This is a genomic window from Pseudomonas sp. 32A, from assembly GCF_052682255.1.
The window spans coordinates 2218956-2237712 of the sequence record NZ_JBQYLY010000001.1; the positions used below are offsets into that span (position 1 = coordinate 2218956).

Here is an 18757-nt window from a genome sequence, read left to right on the forward strand (position 1 = left end):
ACGGCGAGAATTATTGCAGCGCGGCGCGGTAGCCGGCGCGTTCATGGCATTGACCAGTAACCCGGTGCTGGCCCAGTTGGCCCGGGCACCGCGGCTGATTCCGTGGCGCAACTGGTCGGGGGCGCAAACCTGTTTGCCTCTGGCCCGGCTGGCGCCGAAAAACCTCGATGAACTGGTGCAGGTCATCGGCCAGGCACCGGGCAAGGTGCGGCCGGTGGGCTCGGGCCATTCGTTCAGTGCGCTGGTGCCCACCGACGGCACGTTGCTGTCCCTGAGTTATTTCAACGGTCTGTTGGAGCACGATGCGCATACCTTGCAGGCCACCTTCGCCGCCGGTACGCCGATGTCGCGCATGGGCCAGGCGTTGAAGGACGTTGGCCAGGCGCTGCCGAACATGGCGGATATCGACTACCAGACCCTGGCCGGGGCGATCTCCACCTCGACCCACGGCACGGGCGTGGGCTTCACCTCTTACTCCGGTTGCGTCACCGGCCTGCAATTGGTGACCGCCCAGGGCGAAATGCTGGACTGCGACGCCCGCCGCCACCCCGAAGTGTTCAGCGCCGCGCGAGTGTCCCTCGGCGCCCTGGGCGTGGCCACTCAAGTCCGCCTGCAAAACCGCGCGCCCTACCGCCTGCGGGAGCGCCAGTGGATCGCCAAGACTGAAGAACTGCTGGAGGACGTGGCGAAGAACACCCGGGAAAACCAGCACTGGGAAATGCTCGTGGTGACCCATTCCGACTACGCCTTGTCTATCGCCCTGAATGAAACCACCGACCCCGAAACCCCGCCCATCGACCCGGCCGAGGCGGGCGGCAACGAGTTTGTGTCGATCATCGAGAAACTCGACAAATACGGCAGCGATTTCCCCGACGCCCGCCGTACCTTGCTCAACAGCCTGCGCTTTTTTGCCAGCTTCGATGACCGCGTCGCCGAGTCGTTCCAGGTGTACGCCAACGTGCGCAACGTGCGCTTCAACGAGATGGAATATTCGGTGCCCGCCGAACACGGCCCGGCCTGCCTGCGGGAAATCCTCAAGCTGATCAACGACAAGGACCTGCGTACCTGGTTTCCCATCGAGTACCGCTACGTCAAGGCCGACGACATTCCGCTGAGCATGTTCGAGGGCCGCGACAGCTGTTCGATTTCTGTGCACCAGCACTACACCATGGACCACCACAATTTCTTCGCCGCCGTAGAGCCAATCTTCTGGAAATACGCCGGCCGCCCGCACTGGGGCAAGTTGCACACCCTCAACGCGCGCACCTTGCAGCCGCTGTATCCGCGCTGGGAGGAATTCACCCGAGTGCGCCGCGAGCTGGACCCCTGCGGCAAATTCCTCAATGCGCACCTGTCGTCTATTTTGGGAGTGGCCTGATGAACCGCAGACATTTCATGCTCGGCACCGGCGTGTTGCTGGTGGGGGGGGCCATCTTGCTCAGGCCCGGCGACCGGGGCAGCCCGTACACCGAGTATTTCCGCAGCCTCAACCAGGAACTCAAGGCCCATGGGCCGATGCGCCCGGTGATGCTGATCGACCTGGACAAGCTGGACCACAACATCGATGTGGTCATGCAGTCGGTGCAGCGCGGCGGCAAACACCTGCGGCTGGTGGAGAAATCCCTGCCGTCGCCGGGGCTGCTGGCCTACATCGCCAAGCGCGCCGGCACCCAGCGCCTGATGTCGTTTCACCAGCCATTTCTGAACCACGACGCCCAGGTCTTTCCCGATGCGGACATCCTGCTGGGCAAGCCGTTGCCGGTGCGCTCAGCCGAGCTGTTTTACCAAAGCCACAAAGGCCCGTTCGATCCGTCCCGCCAGTTGCAATGGCTGCTGGACACCCCCGAGCGCTTGCAACAATACCTGGCGCTGGCCCAGGGGTTGGGCACCAAACTGCGGGTCAATATCGAGCTGGATGTGGGCCTGCATCGCGGCGGCATCAGCGACAACGCGGTGCTGGGACAGATGCTGACGATGATCAGCGCGCATCCGCAGCAGCTGGAATTCAGCGGGTTCATGGGCTACGACCCGTTCGTGGGCATGGGCGTGCCGGGGATTCTCGGCTCGCCCCAGGACCTGTTCGACAAGGTCATGCAGCGCTACAACGGCCATGTGGATTACACCCGCCAGCACTTTGCGCCGCTGTGGCGGGACGGCCTGACGTTGAACACGGCAGGCAGCCCGAGTTATCGCATTCACGAGCAGGAAAAGCTCAGCAGCGAGGTGTCGGTGGGCACCGCGTTGCTCAAGCCGACGCACTATGACTTGCCGTCGCTGAGTGAGCATGTGCCGGCGGCCTATATCGCCACGCCCGTGTTGAAAAGCACCGGGCCGGTGGATATCCCGGCGCTGGATGGCAAGTCGCGGTTGTTCTCGTGGTGGGATGCGAATCAGCGCGCCACGTTCTTTATTTATGGGGGTAACTGGATGGCCGAGTTTGAATCGCCCAAGGGCTTGCAGAGTAATGACCTGTACGGGCGCAGTTCCAATCAGGAGATGGTCAATGGTTCGCCCAAGGTGGGGCTGAACGTGGAAGACCAGGTGTTCCTGCGTCCGACCCAGAGCGAGTTTGTGCTGTTGCAGTTCGGGGATTTGCTGGCAGTGCGGGGCGGGAAAATTGTCGACGCTTGGCCGGTCTACACCTGACAACGCCGTCCCACTGTAGGAGCGAGCTTGCTCGCGAAAAACCCGAGGACGACGCGCTCATCCAGACAGCCCGCGTTATCGTTGACGTTTTTCGCGAGCAAGCTCGCTCCTACAGTTTTTGCCGGGTTTACAGCGCAAACGGAATCGTCAACTTCGCCCACAACATGTCGCCTTCCGGCCGGTTCTGCACAGCAAACTCCTTGGCCCAGCGCACCTCGGCACTCGCGTACTTGAGGAAGGTGAAATACACCGCCGGGCCGATTGCAAACACCTGGCCCTTGACCCCGTCATCCACATCCTCGCCGTAGATGTTCACCACGGTACGCCCGTACTGCTTATCGTCGGTGGTCTGCTTGAGGTAATAACCATTGAGCCCAAGGCTGAGGTTATCCGTCACCTTGTAGCTGGCCGAATAATCGAAGTGAAAAATCTGCCCCGAACGGTAATGGGTGTCGGGGTTTTCCTTGTTGAAACTGTAGGTGGTCTTGATCGACAGCTCGGTACGCTCGTTGGGCAACCAGGTCGCTGACACCAACGGCTTGTAGGTGTAGAAATTGTTGCTGGTATTGGCCAGGCGCGTGGCGTCGTACTCACCGGTGGGCAGGGTGATTTCCAGGGCAGTGCCCACCGTCAGGTTTTTGCCCAGGTCCCAGAGGATGATCGGCGCCACCGTAGTGTCGCCCATGCTTTCCCGAGTGTCGGACATGCCGAACAGCGACACCTGTTGCTTCAAGTACGGCTGGGCGATGTAGCCGCCCAGGCGCCCGCCGAATACCCGCAGCGGGCTGAGGTAATCCAGGCGCGGGATGATCGCATCGGACTTGATCTTCACGTCCGGCACCTTGCCACCCAACGAGCTGATATCGAGCTTCCTGGCTTCGTAATGGTTGTAGTAGATGTTGAAGGCGAACATGTGATCGGGCAGGTTATTGACGTCCAGCGGCAGGATGTAGAAGCCATCGGTGCCGGGGCCGATGTTGTCGACGCCGCCTTCGGTGGCCAGGGCCGGCAGGCTGATGAGGGTCAACAGGGCGAGTTGCACGGGGTAAAACGCACGGGTCGGGTTCATGGCTGGCCTCATTATTATTGTTAGGGCGACGCTACCTATACAAATAAGCCCTGAACGGCCAGCGGGGCAGGGTATTGGCGGCCACATAGGGGGACTTTGGCGGACAGCTTTCATCCAGAGTGCAGCAGTTCTTGCAAGCGCCTATGATTGTCAGGATGTTTCCAAAACAAGAACTGAAGCACTCAGTCGGGAATCGAACACCCATGCAAAGGAAAGCCGTTGATCCGCACTATGACCTGGCCCTGGTCTCGCCATTTCTGCTGCAAACCCTCGGACAAGTGGTCGCGCACAAGGGCGCGAGCGCCGAGCACCTGTGCCGTGGCCTGGGGTTTACCCTGGCCGACCTGGACGACCCGGCGCAGCGGATTTCCTATCGCCAGGCGGTAGCGATGATCCAGCGTGCACTCAAGGTGTTGCCCGACCAGGGGCTGGGCCTGTGGGTAGGCCATCAGAATGTACTCGGCACCCTGGGCCTGCTCGGCCATGTGATTTCACTGTGCAAGACGTTGCGCGATGCGTTTGCCATCGGTGAACGCCACCAGCACACCTCCGGCGGTATCGCCACTTCGCGCACCCATGAAGGCCCCCAGGAAGTGTTCGTCGATATCGAATGCCTGCTGCCGTATGCCGAGGTTCAGGTGTTTGCCGCGGAGGAGTTTTTTGCGAGCCTGATGGTGTATGGCCGGGCCCTGGTGGGCGAGGGCTTCATGCCGTTGCGAGTCGAATTTATCCACGCTGCGCCCGTCTACGTCGCCGACTATCACCAGCTGTTTGGCGCGGATGTGCGTTTTGGTTGCCTGCATAACCGCATGGTCCTGGCCAGCCACTGGCTGGACGTGCGCCTGCCCAATCACCACGCCCTGGCCCTGCGCCAGGCCCTGGAATTGCTGGAGCTGGAAAGCGCCCAGTTGCATCAGAAAATGGATTTGATCCAGGCGGTGGAGCGCGCGATTTCCCGGGATTTGCAGGGCAGCCAGCTGGAAAAGGTCGCCAGTGACTTGAACATGAGCGGGCGTACCTTGCGCCGGCGCCTCACCGAGCACGGGCTGACCTTTGAAGGCCTGCTGGAACAGGTGCGCAGGGCAAGGACCATGGGTTTGTTGAGCAACCCGGGGTTGTCCATCGAACGGATCACCGAGGCAGTCGGCTACAGCGATGTGCGCAGTTTTCGGCGGGCGTTCAAGCGCTGGACCGGGCTGAGTCCCAGTGCATTTCGCGGTGAAGGCGCAGGGCCGGGGTGAGCGTCAGGATTGGCCCCATTGGCTACCTGATCTTTCCCCGGATTGGCTATTTGTCCAACGCACCCGTCTCACTACTCTAGACACCAATCCCCACTGTTCTGGAGTATCACCATGCAAGCTCGTACCGACTTCTACACCGCCTCCCCGGACGCCATGAAAGCCATGCTGGCCTTGGAGGCCGCCGTCGGCAAACTGTCCATCGAACTGCCGCTGCTGGAGCTGATTCGCCTGCGTGTGTCGCAGATCAACGGCTGCGCCTTCTGCCTCGACATGCACACCGCCGACGCCCGCAAGGGTGGCGAGACCGAGCGCCGCCTGTACACCGTGTCGGCCTGGCGTGAAACGCCGTTCTTCACGCCCCGTGAACGTGCCGCGCTGGCCTGGGCCGAAAGCCTGACCCTGCTCAGCCAGACTCACGCACCGGATGCAGACTTCACCGAACTGGCTGCCCACTTCAGCCCGCAAGAGCAAGTCGACCTGAGCGTGGCGATCACCACCATCAACAGCTGGAACCGTCTTGCGGTGGGCTTTCGCAAGATGCCCAAGTAAGCCGCTCCATTGTGGGAGCTGTCGAGCCCCGGCGAGGCTGCGATGGCGGCGGCACAGTCAATATTGATATCGGCTGATCCACCGCCATCGCGGCCTCGCTAAAGCTCGACGGCTCCCACCGGGTTATAGCCAATCGGCATTCACTTGAAGTAACCCCGTGGCGTGGTGCCGGTCATGGCCTTGAAGAAGGCAATCAGCGCGCTGTCACTGGCAAAGCCCAACTCAAAGGCGCAGTACCCGAGACTGCGCCCGGTGGCGAGCAACTCGATGGCGCGCATCAAGCGCCACTGCTGGCGCCATTGCTGATAGCCCATACCGGTTTCCCGCAGGAAGATCCGGCCGATGGTTTTACCGCTGGCGGCCACCTGGTGTTGCAAGGCTTGCAGCTCCGGCGGCAGCGCGTCGAGGCTCTCCAATAACGGCGCCAGGCGTTTGTCCGTGGGCAGGGGCAGCAGCAGCGGTTGCTCGACCGCCTCGCGGATTTCACTCAGGCACAGCGCCAGCAAATGCGCATATTTGCCCTGTTGCCAATCGGTGTCGAACGCCGCCATTGCCATGGGCTCCAGCACCGCCCGCAGCAATGCACTCACCTCAATCACCCGCACCTGTGCCGGCAACTGTCCGGCCAATTTCGGGCTGAAGTACACCGAACGATAATCCACGGTCTGTTGCATCACCGCCCGGTGCGGCACGCCGCCGGGAATCCAGGCTGCCCGGGTGGGCGGCAGCAGGCACAGTTGGTTGGCCAGGGTAATGCGCGTGCAGCCTTGTTGGGTAAACAGCAATTGCCCACGCTGGTGCCGATGCACGCCGGAGTCGTGGTCACCCAGCAGCGCGGCGATGCCCACCACGGGTGCGTCGAAGCGGTCGGGATTGAACGGTGTCTGCGCCGCAAGCCATGCCATGGAATGTCCGATTTCATTGATAACATGTCAAAGTCTGGATAATACGCCAGCCAGCGCTGTTTAGACTCCCTGGCCTGTTTACCCGGGAAGAGCCTTTCGATGATGTTGAAAAAATTGCTGGTGCTGGCGGTGGCGCTGCTGATGTTCCCGCAGATCGCACAAACCCTGTATAGCCCTGCGCTGGCGGATATCGGCCAGGCATTTGCGGTAGGGCCCGAGGCGGCGGGGCAGACCTTGTCGGTGTACTTTCTGGCCTTCGCGTTCGGGGTCGTGGTGTGGGGACGCTTGTGTGACCGCTTTGGCCGGCGGCCGGTGATGCTGGCCGGGTTGGCCCTTTATGGCGCGGCCACAGCGCTGGCCTTGGGCGTGCGTTCGTTCAATGGCCTGTTGCTGGCCCAGGCGGTGGCGGCGTTTGGTGCGGCGGTGGGGTCGGTGGTGACGCAAACCGTGCTGCGCGACCGTTTCAGCGGCGCCGAACTGGCGCAAGTGTTTTCAGTCGTGGGCATTGCCCTGGCGGCCAGCCCCGCCATTGGCCTGTTCACCGGCGCGGGCCTCGTGCAGCACTTTGGCTATCGCGGGGTGCTCACCGCTTTGTTGCTGTTGGCGCTGACGTTATGGACCTGGTGCCTGTGGGCCTTGCCGGAAACCCGCCCGGCCTCGCTGCCCACGGCCTCGTTGCGTGGCACCCTGGGCCTGATGCTCAAGGATGCGGCCCTGTGGCGTTCGGTTGGGCTGGTCGCGGCCTTCAATATCGCGCTGTTCAGCTATTACAGCCTGGGGCCGTTTGTGTTCCAGCGCCTGGGGTTGTCTGCCGAGCAGTTCGGCTACAGCGGCGTCCTGCTGGCGTTGGGCTCGGGGCTTGGGGCCTGGCTCAACAAAGGGTTGCTCAAGCGCGGGGCCAGCAGCGAACAGCTGGTGCTGGCAGCCGGTGGCGTGATGTTAGTGGGCAGCGTGCTGGTGGTGCTGTTGCAGGAGCGTTGGCTGTTCGTGTTGCCGATGCTGTTGGTGGTGATAGCCTTTGGCATGGCGATCCCCAATGTACTGGGGGCGGCACTCACGGCCTATCGCGACCGCCTTGGCACCGCCGGTGCCTTGTTCGGTTTGCTGTACTACCTGGTGATCGGTGCGGGGTTGACCCTGGCGGCCTGGCTCCAGCAGTTGGGCTGGACCCTGTTGGTGTGCGCCTTGGCGGCGCTATGCCTGGCGATCCCGCGCACCGTCAGAAATTGACCGTTGCACTCAAGCGTGCAGTCAATGGCGCGCCCTGGAACAGGTAGTCATCGCCCATGTATTCGCCGGCATCACGCCAGTAACGCTTGTCGAACAGGTTGTCGACGCTCAGGCGAAACACCGTCTCATAGCCATCGAATTTGGTGGTGTAGCGGCTGCCCACGTTGACGATGGCGTAGTCGCCCACTTCCACATCACCGGTGCGATTGGCGTACTTGTTGGCGCTGTATTGCACGCCGCCGAGCAACGCCAGGCCATCGACCCAGGGCAGGGCGTAGTCGGCATACAGGCTGGCGCGCAGTTTCGGCACATTGATCGCCTGATGGCCTTCGTATTCCGGCGTGCCGCTGCCCGTCACCCGTGCACGGATGGCCGCGACGCTGGCGGCGATCTGCAAGCGCTCGGTGGCCCAGCCGTTAGCGGATAACTCCAGGCCGGTGTTTTTCTGTTGGCCTTGTTGCACGTAGGTGAACGCACCCGCGTCGTCGGGTTTGGCGTATTGATAGGCCTGGCGAGTCTGGAAGATCGCGGCGGCGAAGCTGATGCGGCGCCAGTCGTATTTCACGCCGGCTTCGATCTGGCGGGAGACGGTTGGGGCGAGGGTATCGAGGTTGTTGAGGGCGTACCACGGCGCCGTGCCGCCCAGGGACAAACCCTTGCTGTAGCTGGTGTAGAGCGACAGGTTTTCAATCGGCTTGTAGATCAGCGCTGCCTGGGGCAGGAACACGTATTGCTGGGTATGGCGCGATTCATCACCGTTGGTATCGTAGGCGCGCTCGTCGAGACGTACCTCACGGCCACCCAGCACGGTCTGCCATTGTTCATTGAAACGGAGGGTGTCAGTCAGGAACAGGCCGTACTGGCGGCTGTCCAGGCGACGGTGGCTGGGGTTGAGTTCGCCGTCGTAGCGCGGGAAGTTTTCCGGCTCCTGATTGATATTGCCCGTGCCGATCCATTGATTGATCGGTACACGATTGTCCACGACTCGGCGAAACGCGCTCGTGCCAAACGTCAGCTCATGCCCCAGCCCACCGGTATCAAACAACCCGGTCATCGCTGCCTGAATTTCATCATCGCGGCGGGTGTCATCCGGGCTGCGGAAGTCATAGATGCCATAGTCGCCTTCCGGGCTGAAGTAATTGCCGTTGCCAGCAGTGTCGCCACCCCACGCAAACGAACTGTAATCATCAATCACCACCTTGCTGCGCGCCGCGCTCACGCTGCCTTTCCATTGGTCATTGAAGCGGTACTCAAACTTGCCATTGAGGTTCAGCGAATCGATCCCTACCTGATTCGCACCGCTCTGATGCCCCAGCAGTTTTTTCGGCGACGCGTCGTGCGGCACCTCGGTCCCGCCCAGCAACTGATAGCCCGGCACCGAGCGCTGCTGCTTGTTCTGATACTCGGCATCCAGCTGCAATACCGCGTCGGGGCTGATGTTCCAGTCGAACGCCAGGGACAGGAAATCCCGGTGGCCATTGGCATGTTCGACATAGGAATGCAGGTCTTCATGGGCCACGTTCGCACGCAGGCCGAACTGCTGCTCGCTGCCAAACCAGCCGCCCACGTCGGTGGCCAGGTAACCACTGCCGCGATCATCGGTGGACACCGTCACCGAGCGCACATCTTCCGGACGCTTGGTCACGTAATTGATCACGCCGCTGGGCTCGGAGATCCCGCTTTGCAGGCCCGACAATCCCTTGAGCAACTCCACGCGCTGCTTGTTCTCCAGGGCAACGTTCTGCTCGCCGGTGATAGTGCGGCCATTGATCTTGTAACTGCTGGCGGCATTCAGCGAGAAGCCGCGCACCACGAAGTTTTCGTAGTAGCCGATGGGCGCATAGCTGTCGCCCACCGAGGCGTCATTGCGCAGCACTTCGCTGAGCAAGCGCGCCTGTTGATCCTTGATCAGCGACTCGTTGAACACCGCGATCGAGGCCGGCGTGTCGAGCAGCGGCGCTTCATTGAAACCGCCCACCGACGCAGTGTCGCTGTTATAGCCGGATTCATCCTGGCCCTGGACCTTCACCTCCGACAGCTCGATATCAGCCGCCTGGCTGCTACCGATGCCTGCGCTGAGCAACAGGCCGAGGGCGAAACGTGAAGGAACAGCGGGGCGAAGACGCAAAACCATGGGGGAAGGCCTGAGAGCACAGAGCGGAGGGCGCATAAGCTAGGCATAACGGCGGCGTTTTACAAGTTTTCGAGAAGGGTTCGCGTTGAGACGCCCCGTCTCAGCCCGCAGGCCAATCCTGCTGCTGCTCGACAGCGGCCCCTGGCAACTGCGATAGACAAGGCTTCTCTCACCGTTGAAGGGGATCGTCATGAGTATCGCTGGAAAAGTTGCACTGGTGACCGGCGCCGGGCAAGGCATCGGCCGGGCCATCGCCCTGCGCCTGGCGCGGGACGGCGCCGACATTGCGTTGGTGGACATCAACAGCGCGAAGATTGAAGCGGTGGCGGCCGAGGTCGTTGCACTGGGGCGCAAAGCCTCGGTGTTTGTTGCCGATGTCTCCAAGCTGGAGCAAGTGGTCGCGGCGGTGGACCACGCCCACCAGACCCTGGGCGGCTTCCACATCATCATCAACAACGCCGGTGTCGCACAGATTGACGCACTGCTGGACGTGACTCCGGAACAGGTCGACCGCACGCTGCGCATTAACGTGCAGGGCACACTCTGGGGCATCCAGGCCGCGGGCAAGAAATTCAAGGCGCTGAAGCAGAAGGGCAAGATCATCAATGCCTGCTCGATTGCCGGCCATGAGGGCTTTGCGCTGCTGGGGGTATATTCAGCCACCAAGTTTGCGGTGCGCGCGCTGACCCAGGCCGCCGCGAGGGAGTTGGCCAGTGACGGGATTACCGTCAACGCCTACTGCCCGGGTGTGGTGGGCACGGATATGTGGGTCGAGATCGACAAACGCATGGCCGAGATTACCGGCGCCGAGGTAGGGGCGACGTACAAGAAGTATGTGGACGGGATTGCGTTGGGCCGGGCGGAAACGCCGGAGGATGTGGCGGGGCTGGTGTCGTACCTGGCGGGGCCGGATTCGGATTACATGACCGGGCAATCGCCGTTGATTGATGGGGGGATTCTCTACCGCTGACCCGGCGGAATCACTCGCTCCCACATTTTTTTACCGCGTTTGATCGTTCCCACGCTCTGCGTGGGAATGCCGCCTGGACGCTCCGCGTCCGCTTCTGCAGTCGTGACGCGGAGCGTCACAGGATGCATTCCCACGCGGAGCGTGGGAACGATCATCAACGATCATCAGTGCTTGCCGGGCATGTCGATACCCAGCTGGTTAACCCGCCGATACAAGGTCGCTCTGGAAATCCCCAGCGCCTGCGCCGCCGCCAGCGGCTTCCACCGATGCCGGATCAGTGCGTCCAGCACCAACTGCCGCTCTGGGCTGACGCTTTCCGATGTTTCCACCGCAACCGTGTCACCGCGAACTTCCACCGGCAAATCCGCCAATTGAATCGTCCCGCTATCGCACACCGCACACGCATACGCCAACACATGCCGCAGTTGCCGCACATTCCCCGGCCAGGCATAACCCAGCAGCGACTCCAGCGCCGCTGCTGCGATCCCGACCGCAACACCGCTGTGCCGCGCCTCTTGCTCCAGAAGCCGATTGATCAACGCCAGTTTGTCCGTGCGCTCGCGCAACGGCGGCACACAGAACCGCGCACAGCCCAACCGGAAATACAAATCCTCGCGAAAGCTTCCAGCACTCACCAGCGCCGCCAAATCCCGATGGCTGGCGCAGATCACCTGGATATCCACCGCACGGGTTTTTGCCCCGCCCAGCGGCGCCACTTCACCTTCAGCCATCACCCGCAGCAGTCGCGTCTGCAACGCCAGTGGCATGTCGCCGATCTCGTCGAGAAACAACGTGCCGCCATCGGCCTGCAACAGCAGCCCGGTCATGCCCTTGCTGGAGGCACCGGTAAAGGCGCCGGCCACGTAGCCGAACAGTTCGCTCTCAATCAGGTTTTCCGGGATCGCCGCGCAGTTCACCGCCACGAAGGGGCCGTCGCGACGGGCGCTGCGTTCATGCAACTGGCGGGCAAACACTTCCTTGCCGGCGCCGGTTTCGCCCTGGACCAGCACCGGCAGGTTGCGGTCCTTGACCCGCACGGCCAGGCGCAGATGCTCTTCCACACGCGGGTCTATCTGACTGGCCAAGGACGTTACCGCCCGCGCCGCTTTACGCCGTGGCGCGCTGACCCGTACCTGCAAGGCTCCAGGTTCGCCGAGCCAGTGCAACTGCTGCGTCGATTGATCGGTGACGGCGCGCAACGCGTCCAGGTCAAACACTTCGCCGATATGCTCCGGCAACTGCCCGAAGCGCACCCTCAAGGCCTGCCGCGCCTTGCTGTTCAAGGCTTGCAGTCGCCCATCCTGATCCCACGCCAGCAGTATGTCCGGCTGGCTGTCGACGTAACCCGGCGTGCTGTGGGCCTGCAACACCCAGTGCTGCCGGGCGCTGTGCATGAAAAATGCGTTCTCGATGGCCCGTGCACTTTGCGCCACCATCTGCCGCACCAGGTGCTGGCTGCGCCGATCATCCGGGGACTTGAGGGCAGAGGCATCCATCACGCCCAGCAGGTTGCCCTGGGGATCGAAGATCGGTGCGGCAGAGCAGGTCAGGCCAATAAATGCCGCCCGAAAGTGGTCGCGTTTGTGCACGGTGACCGCGGCCTTGCTGGTCAGCACCGTGGCCACGCCGCAGGTGCCTTCCTCGGCTTCCGACCAGCAGGTACCAAGGTACAGGCCGGCCTTGCGGCAGTCGTTACGAATGCCGGCGTCTACGCGGTGGTCGATGGTCTGGCCCTGGGCGTCGGTGAGCATCACGCAGTAATCGGCGTGGCGCACCCGGTTGTGAATCTGCCCGACTTCCTCACTGGCGATGCGCATGAACAGTTCGGCGCGTTCGCGGCATTCCTTGAGCAGGGTGCTGGTGAGGATGCGCGGCCCTTGCAGGGAACCGGGGTCGAGGTGGTGCTGCTCCATGGAGCGGCGCCAGGAGTCAAAAATCAGCGACGGTACCGGCGCCTGGGGCAGGCGATCGGCATTGCGAACCACGCGGCTGACGCAGTCGACATGGTCCTTGGAGTTCACGGCGAGCATTGAAGCCTCCGGTTCTCGATCCTTGTTGTTATGCCCGCCATTAAGCGCCCATGGGCCGGGCGGGACAAGGGCGGCCTGACCAACTGCCCGAGGTGAGACGCAGCGTCTCATGGCGCCTGAGACGCTGCGGGCAGGTTGCAACGGCGCGTCTCATTGAACAGCCCACAGTGGCACGTCCGCGCTTCCAGGCAACTGCTCTGGGTCAAGGCTTTCCCGGGTTTTCCAACGGATTGGCACAGGCCGTGCTGAGTGCCTTGCAGCTGGCCTGATCCAGCCTTTTGTGTGTCGAGACAACCTGGAGAACAACAAGATGTCCACTCACCTGTCCACCGATCAATTGCTTCATGCCTACACCGTGATGCGCACCATCCGTGATTTCGAAGAACGCCTGCATGTGGAATTCGCCACCGGCGAGATTCCCGGTTTCGTGCATTTGTATGCCGGCCAGGAAGCCAGTGCCGCCGGGGTCATGGCCCACCTCAACGATGAAGATTGCATCGCCTCCAACCACCGTGGCCACGGCCATTGCATCGCCAAGGGCGTGGATGTGTTCGGCATGATGGCCGAGATCTACGGCAAGAAAACCGGGGTGTGCGGCGGTAAGGGCGGCTCCATGCACATCGCCGACCAGGAGAAGGGCATGCTCGGCGCCAACGGCATTGTGGGGGCCGGTGCGCCGCTGGCAGCCGGTGCGGCCCTGGCGGCCAAGCTCAAGGGCAGCGCGGGTGTGGCCGTGGCGTTTTTTGGTGACGGCGGCTCCAACGAGGGCGCGGTGTTTGAAGCCATGAACCTGGCCTCGATCATGAACCTGCCGTGCCTGTTCGTGGCCGAGAACAACGGTTACGCCGAAGCCACCGGGTCCGGCTGGTCGGTGGCCTGCAAGGATATTGCCGAGCGCGCCGTGGGCTTTGGCATGCCAGGGGTGATTGTCGACGGCAACGACTTTTTCGCCGTGCACGCCGCCCTTGGCGTTGCGGTAGAACGTGCCCGCAGCGGTAAGGGGCCGACGCTGGTGGAGGTCAAACTGAGCCGTTTCTACGGGCACTTCGAAGGCGATGCGCAAACCTATCGCGGCCCGGACGAGGTGAAAAACCTGCGGGAAACCGGCGACTGCCTGAGCCTGTTTCGCCAGCGTTGCACCGCCGAAGGCTGGCTCGACGCAGCGCAGTTCGAACGCATCGACACCGAAGTCGCGCAACTGATTGAAGACGCGGTGCGCCTGGCCAAGTCCGACCCCAAACCCCAGGCCGCCGACCTGCTCAGTGATGTCTACGTCGCCTACCGCTAACCGCCACCCACTACAAAAACAATCCGTGGAGAAGTCATCATGGCTAGAAAAATCAGCTATCAGCAGGCAATCAACGAAGCCCTGGCCCAGGAAATGCGCCGGGACCAGAGCGTGTTCATCATCGGCCAGGATGTGTCCGGCGGTACCGGTTCGCCCGGTGAACAGGACGCCTGGGGCGGCGTGCTCGGCGTCACCAAGGGCCTGTACCCGGAATTCCCCGACCGCGTGCTCGACGCGCCACTTTCCGAGGTCGGCTATGTGGGCATGGCCGTCGGCGCGGCCACCCGTGGCATGCGCCCGGTGTGCGAATTGATGTTCGTCGACTTTATCGGCTGCTGCCTCGACCAGCTGCTCAACCAGGCGGCGAAGTTTCGCTACATGTTCGGCGGCAAGACCACTACGCCGCTGGTGGTGCGCGCCATGTACGGCGCCGGCCTGCGTGCGGCGGCCCAGCACTCGCAGATGCTCACCTCGATGTGGACCCATATTCCCGGGCTCAAGGTGGTGTGCCCGGCCACGCCCTATGACGCCAAGGGCATGCTGATCCAGGCGATCCGCGACAACGATCCGGTGATTTTCCTCGAACACAAAATGCTCTACAGCCTCCAGGGCGAAGTGCCGGAAGAGCTGTACACCGTGCCGTTCGGCGAAGCCAACTTCGTGCGTGAAGGCAATGACGTAACCCTGGTGACCTACGGGCGCATGGTGCACATCGCCCTGGAAGCCGCAGCCAACCTGGCGCGCCAAGGCATCGATTGCGAAGTGCTGGACCTGCGCACCACCAGCCCGCTGGACGAAGACAGCATCCTTGAAAGCGTCGAGAAAACCGGGCGCCTGGTGGTGATCGACGAATCCAATCCACGTTGTTCGATTGCCACGGACATCAGTGCATTGGTGGCGCAACGCGCGTTCAGCTTCCTGCGCGCGCCGATCGAAATGGTCACCGCGCCCCATACCCCGGTGCCGTTCTCCGATGCCCTGGAAGACCTGTACATCCCCAACGCGGCGAAGATCGAAGCTGCGGTGCTGAAGATCGCCGACAAGAGGAATGCCGCATGATCCATACACTGACCATGCCCAAGTGGGGGCTGTCGATGACCGAGGGCCGGGTCGATGTCTGGCTCAAGCAGCCGGGCGACCGGGTGGAGAAGGGCGAAGAAGTGCTGGATGTCGAGACCGACAAGATCTCCAGCAGCGTCGAGGCGCCGTTCAGCGGAGTGCTGCGGCGGGTGTTGGCCCAGAGCGATGAGACCTTGCCGGTGGGGGCATTGCTGGCAATCGTAGTGGAAGGCGAGGCCAGCGAGGCCGAGATTGATGGGGTAATCGAGGCGTTCCAGGCGGGGTTCGTTTCCAATGCTGCCGAGGCTGAAGCCAGCGGGCCATCGGCACAGAAGGTCGAAGTGGGCGGGCGCTTGTTGCGCTATCTGGACCTCGGGGAGGGCGGCACACCGCTGGTGCTGATCCATGGCTTTGGTGGCGACCTGAATAACTGGCTGTTCAATCACCCGGTGCTCGCGGCTGAGCGTCGGGTGATTGCCCTGGATTTGCCGGGGCATGGCGAGTCGGGCAAGTACCTGAAAGACGGCGACCTTGAGGCGTTGAGTCAGGCGGTATTGGCACTGTTGGATCATCTGAAGATTGACCGGGTACACCTCGCCGGGCATTCCATGGGCGGGCTGGTTTCGCTGAATATTGCGCAACTGGCGCCGGTGCGTGTGGCGTCATTGACGCTGATCGCCAGTGCTGGATTGGGTACGCAGATCAACGGTGATTACCTGCAAGGTTTTATCGACGCGAGCAATCGCAATGCACTCAAGCCGCAACTGGTGCAACTGTTCAGCGACCCGGCGCTGGTGACCCGGCAGACGCTGGAAGACATGCTCAAGTTCAAGCGCCTGGAGGGGGTGGATCAGGCGTTGCGGCAGATCACCGGGGCGTTGTTCAGCGGTGGTCGGCAATTGGTGGATTTGCGCAACGTTGTCGGGCAGCAGCCGAGCCTGGTGATCTGGGGCAGTGAGGACGCAATCATCCCGGCGAGCCATGCCCAGGGGTTGGAGGCTCAGGTGGAGATACTGCCGGGGCAGGGGCATATGGTGCAGTTGGAGGCGGCGGAGCGGGTGAATCAGTTGATGCTGGCGTTTCTTCGGACCTGATCGTTCCCACGCTCCGCGTGGGAATGCCGCCCTGGACGCTCCGCGTCCCGAGGGTGACGCGGAGCGTCACAGGATGCATTCCCACGCGGAGCGTGGGAACGATCTTCAACACTTACCTCTGGCGTTTCAGGGTCTCGCTGGGCAACTCTTGAAACAGCGCCCGGTAACTGTTGGAAAACCGCCCCAAATGCCAGAACGACCAATTCATCGCCACTTCCGCCACGGTGGTGTCCGCTGACGGCGGGTTCAACAACTCCCGCCGTGCACTGTTCAACCGGCGCAGCCTCAACCACTGCGCCGGGCTCATCCCGGTGTACGTCTTGAACCCCTGCTGCAACTGGCGTAACGGCACCCCGGCAATGCGCGCCAGCTCCAGCAGGTTGACGGTTTCATCCGGCACATCCGCCGCCCATTCGCCAATGCGCGCCATGATGATTCGCTCCTCGGTGCGCCGCTGCAATGAACCCTTGTCCAGGCACACGCAGGCGTTGTCGAGGATGAACAGGCAGTCGTCCAGCAACTGTTGTGTGAGGGCATCGCGACTCGGCGGGTCAAACGTGGCCGACAGCCGCGTCAGCGTGCCGCTGAGCCAGCGGCTGAACAAGGCGTTTTGCAGGGAGTTGAGCGGGGCCATGAACAATCCCTCCAGTTTCGCCACCTCCAAACCGTGGCGCTGGACGAACTGCGGCCCGAACACCACCGCGACTTCGCGGTAGTTTTCCGGGGTGATCCAGGTGTTGCGGCTTTCGCCATTGAGCACGTACAGCGTGTTGTCGCTGCCATCGAAACAGAACGCCAGGGAACCCGGTGGCGCGTTGAAGTTCTGCTCCACCCGGGTGTTCATCCGCTCTTCATACACCTCGACACCTTGCAGGTCGAGGTAGCGGATCTGCCCGGCAAAATGCCCCGGAGACATCTGCTGGTACTGTTGCACCCAACCGGGTGTCGCACTGCATTGAGCGGCCACATCACCGGTGGTGAAGGCCTGTACGCGCAAAGCTGTTGCCTGTGTCATGGGTAACCTGGGCGCACTCTATTGGTGCGTTGTGGTGGGTGCAAAGTGGATAGATGCCGTCGGACGGCTGGCCCAAGATAGACCTCAATGCGCGGCGAGGGAAGCCTGCGGCGCATCATCCAACCCATGACGAGGTCCTTATGAACGCCCCCTTCGATCAGCTGTCCGCCTGGCTGAAAGAACACAAGATTACCGAAGTCGAATGCGTGATCAGTGATTTGACTGGCATCGCACGCGGCAAGATTTCGCCCACCAACAAGTTCCTGCATGAGCGAGGCATGCGCCTGCCGGAAAGTGTGTTGCTGCAAACGGTAACCGGGGACTTTGTCGACGACGACATCTACTACGACCTGCTGGACCCGGCCGACATCGACATGATCTGCCGCCCGGTGTCCAACGCCACCTATGTGGTGCCGTGGGCCATCGAGCCCACTGCCATCGTGATCCACGACACCTTCGACAAGCAGGGCAACCCCATCGAGCTGTCGCCGCGCAACGTGCTGAAAAAGGTCCTGCAGCTGTATACCGATCAAGGCTGGCAGCCGATTGTTGCGCCGGAAATGGAGTTCTACCTGACCCAGCGCTGCGAAGACCCGGACTTGCCGCTGAAGACCCCGCTGGGCCGTTCCGGCCGCGCCGAAAGTGGCCGCCAATCGTTCTCCATCGACGCCGCCAACGAATTCGATCCGCTGTTCGAAGACGTCTACGACTGGTGCGAAGCCCAGGGTCTGGACCTCGACACGCTGATCCACGAAGACGGCCCGGCGCAGATGGAAATCAACTTCCGCCACGGCGATGCCCTCGACCTGGCCGACCAGATCACCGTGTTCAAACGCACCCTGCGAGAGGCGGCGCTCAAGCACAACGTCGCCGCCACCTTCATGGCCAAACCCGTGGCCGACGAGCCCGGCAGCGCCATGCACCTGCACCAGAGCGTGGTGGAAATCGCCACCGGCAAGCAGGTGTTTGTCGATGAGCACGGCAACAAGAGTCAACTGTTCCTGAACCACATTGGCGGCTTGCAGAAGTACATCCCCAAGCTGCTGCCGATGTTTGCGCCCAACGTGAACTCGTTCCGCCGCTTCCTGCCGGACACCTCGGCACCGGTCAACGTGGAGTGGGGCGAAGAAAACCGCACCGTCGGCCTGCGCGTACCGAGCTCCAGCCCCGACGCGATGCGTGTGGAAAACCGCCTGCCGGGTGCCGACGCCAACCCGTACCTGGCGATTGCCGCCAGCCTGCTGTGCGGCTACCTCGGCATGATCGGAAAGGTCGAACCCAGCGCCGCGGTGGAAGGCCGCGCCTACGAACGCCGCAACCTGAGGCTGCCGATCACTATCGAAGACGCCCTGGCGCGCATGGAAGAGTGCGACACCGTCAAGCAGTACCTGGGGGACAAGTTTGTGCGCGGCTACGTCGCGGTCAAGCGCGCCGAACACGAGAACTTCAAGCGGGTGATCAGCTCCTGGGAACGTGAATTCCTGCTGCTGAGCGTCTGAGAGACCACACTAAAAAAACCAAAGGGGT

15 protein-coding genes are annotated in these 18757 nt (G+C 62.4%); 10 read left to right on the forward strand and 5 right to left on the reverse strand.

What is annotated here, in order from left to right:
• The first annotated feature begins 49 nt into the window (after positions 1 to 49).
• Together ACUN0G_RS10250 and ACUN0G_RS10255 are read left to right on the forward strand one after the other, a co-directional pair.
• Positions 50 to 1378: a D-arabinono-1,4-lactone oxidase gene (locus ACUN0G_RS10250; protein WP_445575543.1), complete on the forward strand. Its 1329-nt coding sequence runs from the start codon at positions 50 to 52 to the stop codon at positions 1376 to 1378.
• A complete protein-coding gene (locus tag ACUN0G_RS10255; RefSeq protein WP_445573282.1) occupies positions 1378 to 2646 on the forward strand; it encodes a DSD1 family PLP-dependent enzyme in 1269 nt (422 codons plus the stop codon). Before ACUN0G_RS10250 ends, ACUN0G_RS10255 begins: the two co-directional genes overlap by 1 nt.
• A gap of 127 nt (positions 2647 to 2773) precedes the next feature.
• On the opposite strand, the gene ACUN0G_RS10260 is transcribed toward ACUN0G_RS10255, so the two are convergent.
• Positions 2774 to 3715, reverse strand: coding sequence for a SphA family protein (locus ACUN0G_RS10260; RefSeq protein ID WP_445573283.1), 942 nt, complete (start codon positions 3713 to 3715; stop codon positions 2774 to 2776).
• Positions 3716 to 3918: 203 nt separating this feature from the next.
• Between ACUN0G_RS10260 and ACUN0G_RS10265 the strand changes: the two genes are divergently transcribed.
• Together ACUN0G_RS10265 and ACUN0G_RS10270 are read left to right on the forward strand one after the other, a co-directional pair.
• On the forward strand, positions 3919 to 4956 hold the full coding sequence (locus tag ACUN0G_RS10265) for an AraC family transcriptional regulator ligand-binding domain-containing protein (protein ID WP_445573284.1): 1038 nt from the start codon (positions 3919 to 3921) through the stop codon (positions 4954 to 4956).
• A 111-nt stretch (positions 4957 to 5067) separates the two neighbouring features.
• Positions 5068 to 5505 carry a carboxymuconolactone decarboxylase family protein gene (locus ACUN0G_RS10270; RefSeq protein ID WP_421553739.1) on the forward strand — a complete coding sequence of 146 codons (438 nt, stop codon included), beginning with the start codon at positions 5068 to 5070 and terminating at the stop codon, positions 5503 to 5505.
• 140 nt (positions 5506 to 5645) lie between these two features.
• Here ACUN0G_RS10270 and ACUN0G_RS10275 read toward each other — a convergent pair whose 3' ends face one another.
• Positions 5646 to 6410 (reverse strand): AraC family transcriptional regulator, encoded by a 765-nt coding sequence (locus tag ACUN0G_RS10275; RefSeq protein WP_445573285.1) that lies wholly within the window; start codon positions 6408 to 6410, stop codon positions 5646 to 5648.
• 99 nt (positions 6411 to 6509) lie between these two features.
• On the opposite strand from ACUN0G_RS10275, the gene ACUN0G_RS10280 reads away from it, so the two are divergent.
• Positions 6510 to 7640, forward strand: coding sequence for an MFS transporter (locus ACUN0G_RS10280; protein WP_445573286.1), 1131 nt, complete (start codon positions 6510 to 6512; stop codon positions 7638 to 7640).
• On the opposite strand, the gene ACUN0G_RS10285 is transcribed toward ACUN0G_RS10280, so the two are convergent.
• Positions 7630 to 9774, reverse strand: a complete 2145-nt coding sequence (locus ACUN0G_RS10285) for a TonB-dependent siderophore receptor (RefSeq protein ID WP_445573287.1) — start codon at positions 9772 to 9774, stop codon at positions 7630 to 7632. The genes ACUN0G_RS10280 and ACUN0G_RS10285 overlap by 11 nt on opposite strands.
• A gap of 190 nt (positions 9775 to 9964) precedes the next feature.
• On the opposite strand from ACUN0G_RS10285, the gene ACUN0G_RS10290 reads away from it, so the two are divergent.
• Positions 9965 to 10744 carry an acetoin reductase gene (locus tag ACUN0G_RS10290; protein ID WP_445573288.1) on the forward strand — a complete coding sequence of 260 codons (780 nt, stop codon included), beginning with the start codon at positions 9965 to 9967 and terminating at the stop codon, positions 10742 to 10744.
• A gap of 164 nt (positions 10745 to 10908) precedes the next feature.
• On the opposite strand, the gene ACUN0G_RS10295 is transcribed toward ACUN0G_RS10290, so the two are convergent.
• A complete protein-coding gene (locus ACUN0G_RS10295) occupies positions 10909 to 12774 on the reverse strand; it encodes a sigma-54-dependent Fis family transcriptional regulator (protein ID WP_445573289.1) in 1866 nt (621 codons plus the stop codon).
• A 310-nt stretch (positions 12775 to 13084) separates the two neighbouring features.
• Between ACUN0G_RS10295 and ACUN0G_RS10300 the strand changes: the two genes are divergently transcribed.
• From ACUN0G_RS10300 to ACUN0G_RS10310, 3 genes are read left to right on the forward strand one after another with little or no spacing between them, the layout of a single operon-like run.
• Positions 13085 to 14062, forward strand: a complete 978-nt coding sequence (locus ACUN0G_RS10300; RefSeq protein WP_003219159.1) for a thiamine pyrophosphate-dependent dehydrogenase E1 component subunit alpha — start codon at positions 13085 to 13087, stop codon at positions 14060 to 14062.
• A 39-nt stretch (positions 14063 to 14101) separates the two neighbouring features.
• The gene (locus ACUN0G_RS10305; RefSeq protein ID WP_076015753.1) at positions 14102 to 15121 is read left to right on the forward strand and encodes an alpha-ketoacid dehydrogenase subunit beta; all 1020 of its coding nucleotides are present in this window, start codon (positions 14102 to 14104) and stop codon (positions 15119 to 15121) included.
• On the forward strand, positions 15118 to 16215 hold the full coding sequence (locus tag ACUN0G_RS10310; protein WP_445573290.1) for an acetoin dehydrogenase dihydrolipoyllysine-residue acetyltransferase subunit: 1098 nt from the start codon (positions 15118 to 15120) through the stop codon (positions 16213 to 16215). Before ACUN0G_RS10305 ends, ACUN0G_RS10310 begins: the two co-directional genes overlap by 4 nt.
• A gap of 112 nt (positions 16216 to 16327) precedes the next feature.
• On the opposite strand, the gene ACUN0G_RS10315 is transcribed toward ACUN0G_RS10310, so the two are convergent.
• Positions 16328 to 17230, reverse strand: coding sequence for a helix-turn-helix domain-containing protein (locus ACUN0G_RS10315; protein ID WP_445573291.1), 903 nt, complete (start codon positions 17228 to 17230; stop codon positions 16328 to 16330).
• A 140-nt stretch (positions 17231 to 17370) separates the two neighbouring features.
• On the opposite strand from ACUN0G_RS10315, the gene ACUN0G_RS10320 reads away from it, so the two are divergent.
• Positions 17371 to 18729, forward strand: a complete 1359-nt coding sequence (locus ACUN0G_RS10320; RefSeq protein WP_445573292.1) for a glutamine synthetase family protein — start codon at positions 17371 to 17373, stop codon at positions 18727 to 18729.
• Positions 18730 to 18757 lie beyond the last annotated feature (28 nt).

Bases quoted from the DNA above. Each gene is read 5' to 3' on its own strand.
- ACUN0G_RS10255 (WP_445573282.1), top strand. From the start codon at position 1,378: ATGAACCGCAGACATTTCATGCTCGGCACCGGCGTGTTGCTGGTGGGG.
- ACUN0G_RS10300 (WP_003219159.1), top strand. From the start codon at position 13,085: ATGTCCACTCACCTGTCCACCGATCAATTGCTTCATGCCTACACCGTG.
- ACUN0G_RS10305 (WP_076015753.1), top strand. From the start codon at position 14,102: ATGGCTAGAAAAATCAGCTATCAGCAGGCAATCAACGAAGCCCTGGCC.
- ACUN0G_RS10275 (WP_445573285.1), bottom strand. From the start codon at position 6,410: ATGGCATGGCTTGCGGCGCAGACACCGTTCAATCCCGACCGCTTCGAC.
- ACUN0G_RS10270 (WP_421553739.1), top strand. From the start codon at position 5,068: ATGCAAGCTCGTACCGACTTCTACACCGCCTCCCCGGACGCCATGAAA.
- ACUN0G_RS10265 (WP_445573284.1), top strand. From the start codon at position 3,919: ATGCAAAGGAAAGCCGTTGATCCGCACTATGACCTGGCCCTGGTCTCG.
- ACUN0G_RS10285 (WP_445573287.1), bottom strand. From the start codon at position 9,774: ATGGTTTTGCGTCTTCGCCCCGCTGTTCCTTCACGTTTCGCCCTCGGC.
- ACUN0G_RS10280 (WP_445573286.1), top strand. From the start codon at position 6,510: ATGATGTTGAAAAAATTGCTGGTGCTGGCGGTGGCGCTGCTGATGTTC.
- ACUN0G_RS10260 (WP_445573283.1), bottom strand. From the start codon at position 3,715: ATGAACCCGACCCGTGCGTTTTACCCCGTGCAACTCGCCCTGTTGACC.
- ACUN0G_RS10310 (WP_445573290.1), top strand. From the start codon at position 15,118: ATGATCCATACACTGACCATGCCCAAGTGGGGGCTGTCGATGACCGAG.
- ACUN0G_RS10320 (WP_445573292.1), top strand. From the start codon at position 17,371: ATGAACGCCCCCTTCGATCAGCTGTCCGCCTGGCTGAAAGAACACAAG.
- ACUN0G_RS10295 (WP_445573289.1), bottom strand. From the start codon at position 12,774: ATGCTCGCCGTGAACTCCAAGGACCATGTCGACTGCGTCAGCCGCGTG.
- ACUN0G_RS10315 (WP_445573291.1), bottom strand. From the start codon at position 17,230: ATGACACAGGCAACAGCTTTGCGCGTACAGGCCTTCACCACCGGTGAT.
- ACUN0G_RS10290 (WP_445573288.1), top strand. From the start codon at position 9,965: ATGAGTATCGCTGGAAAAGTTGCACTGGTGACCGGCGCCGGGCAAGGC.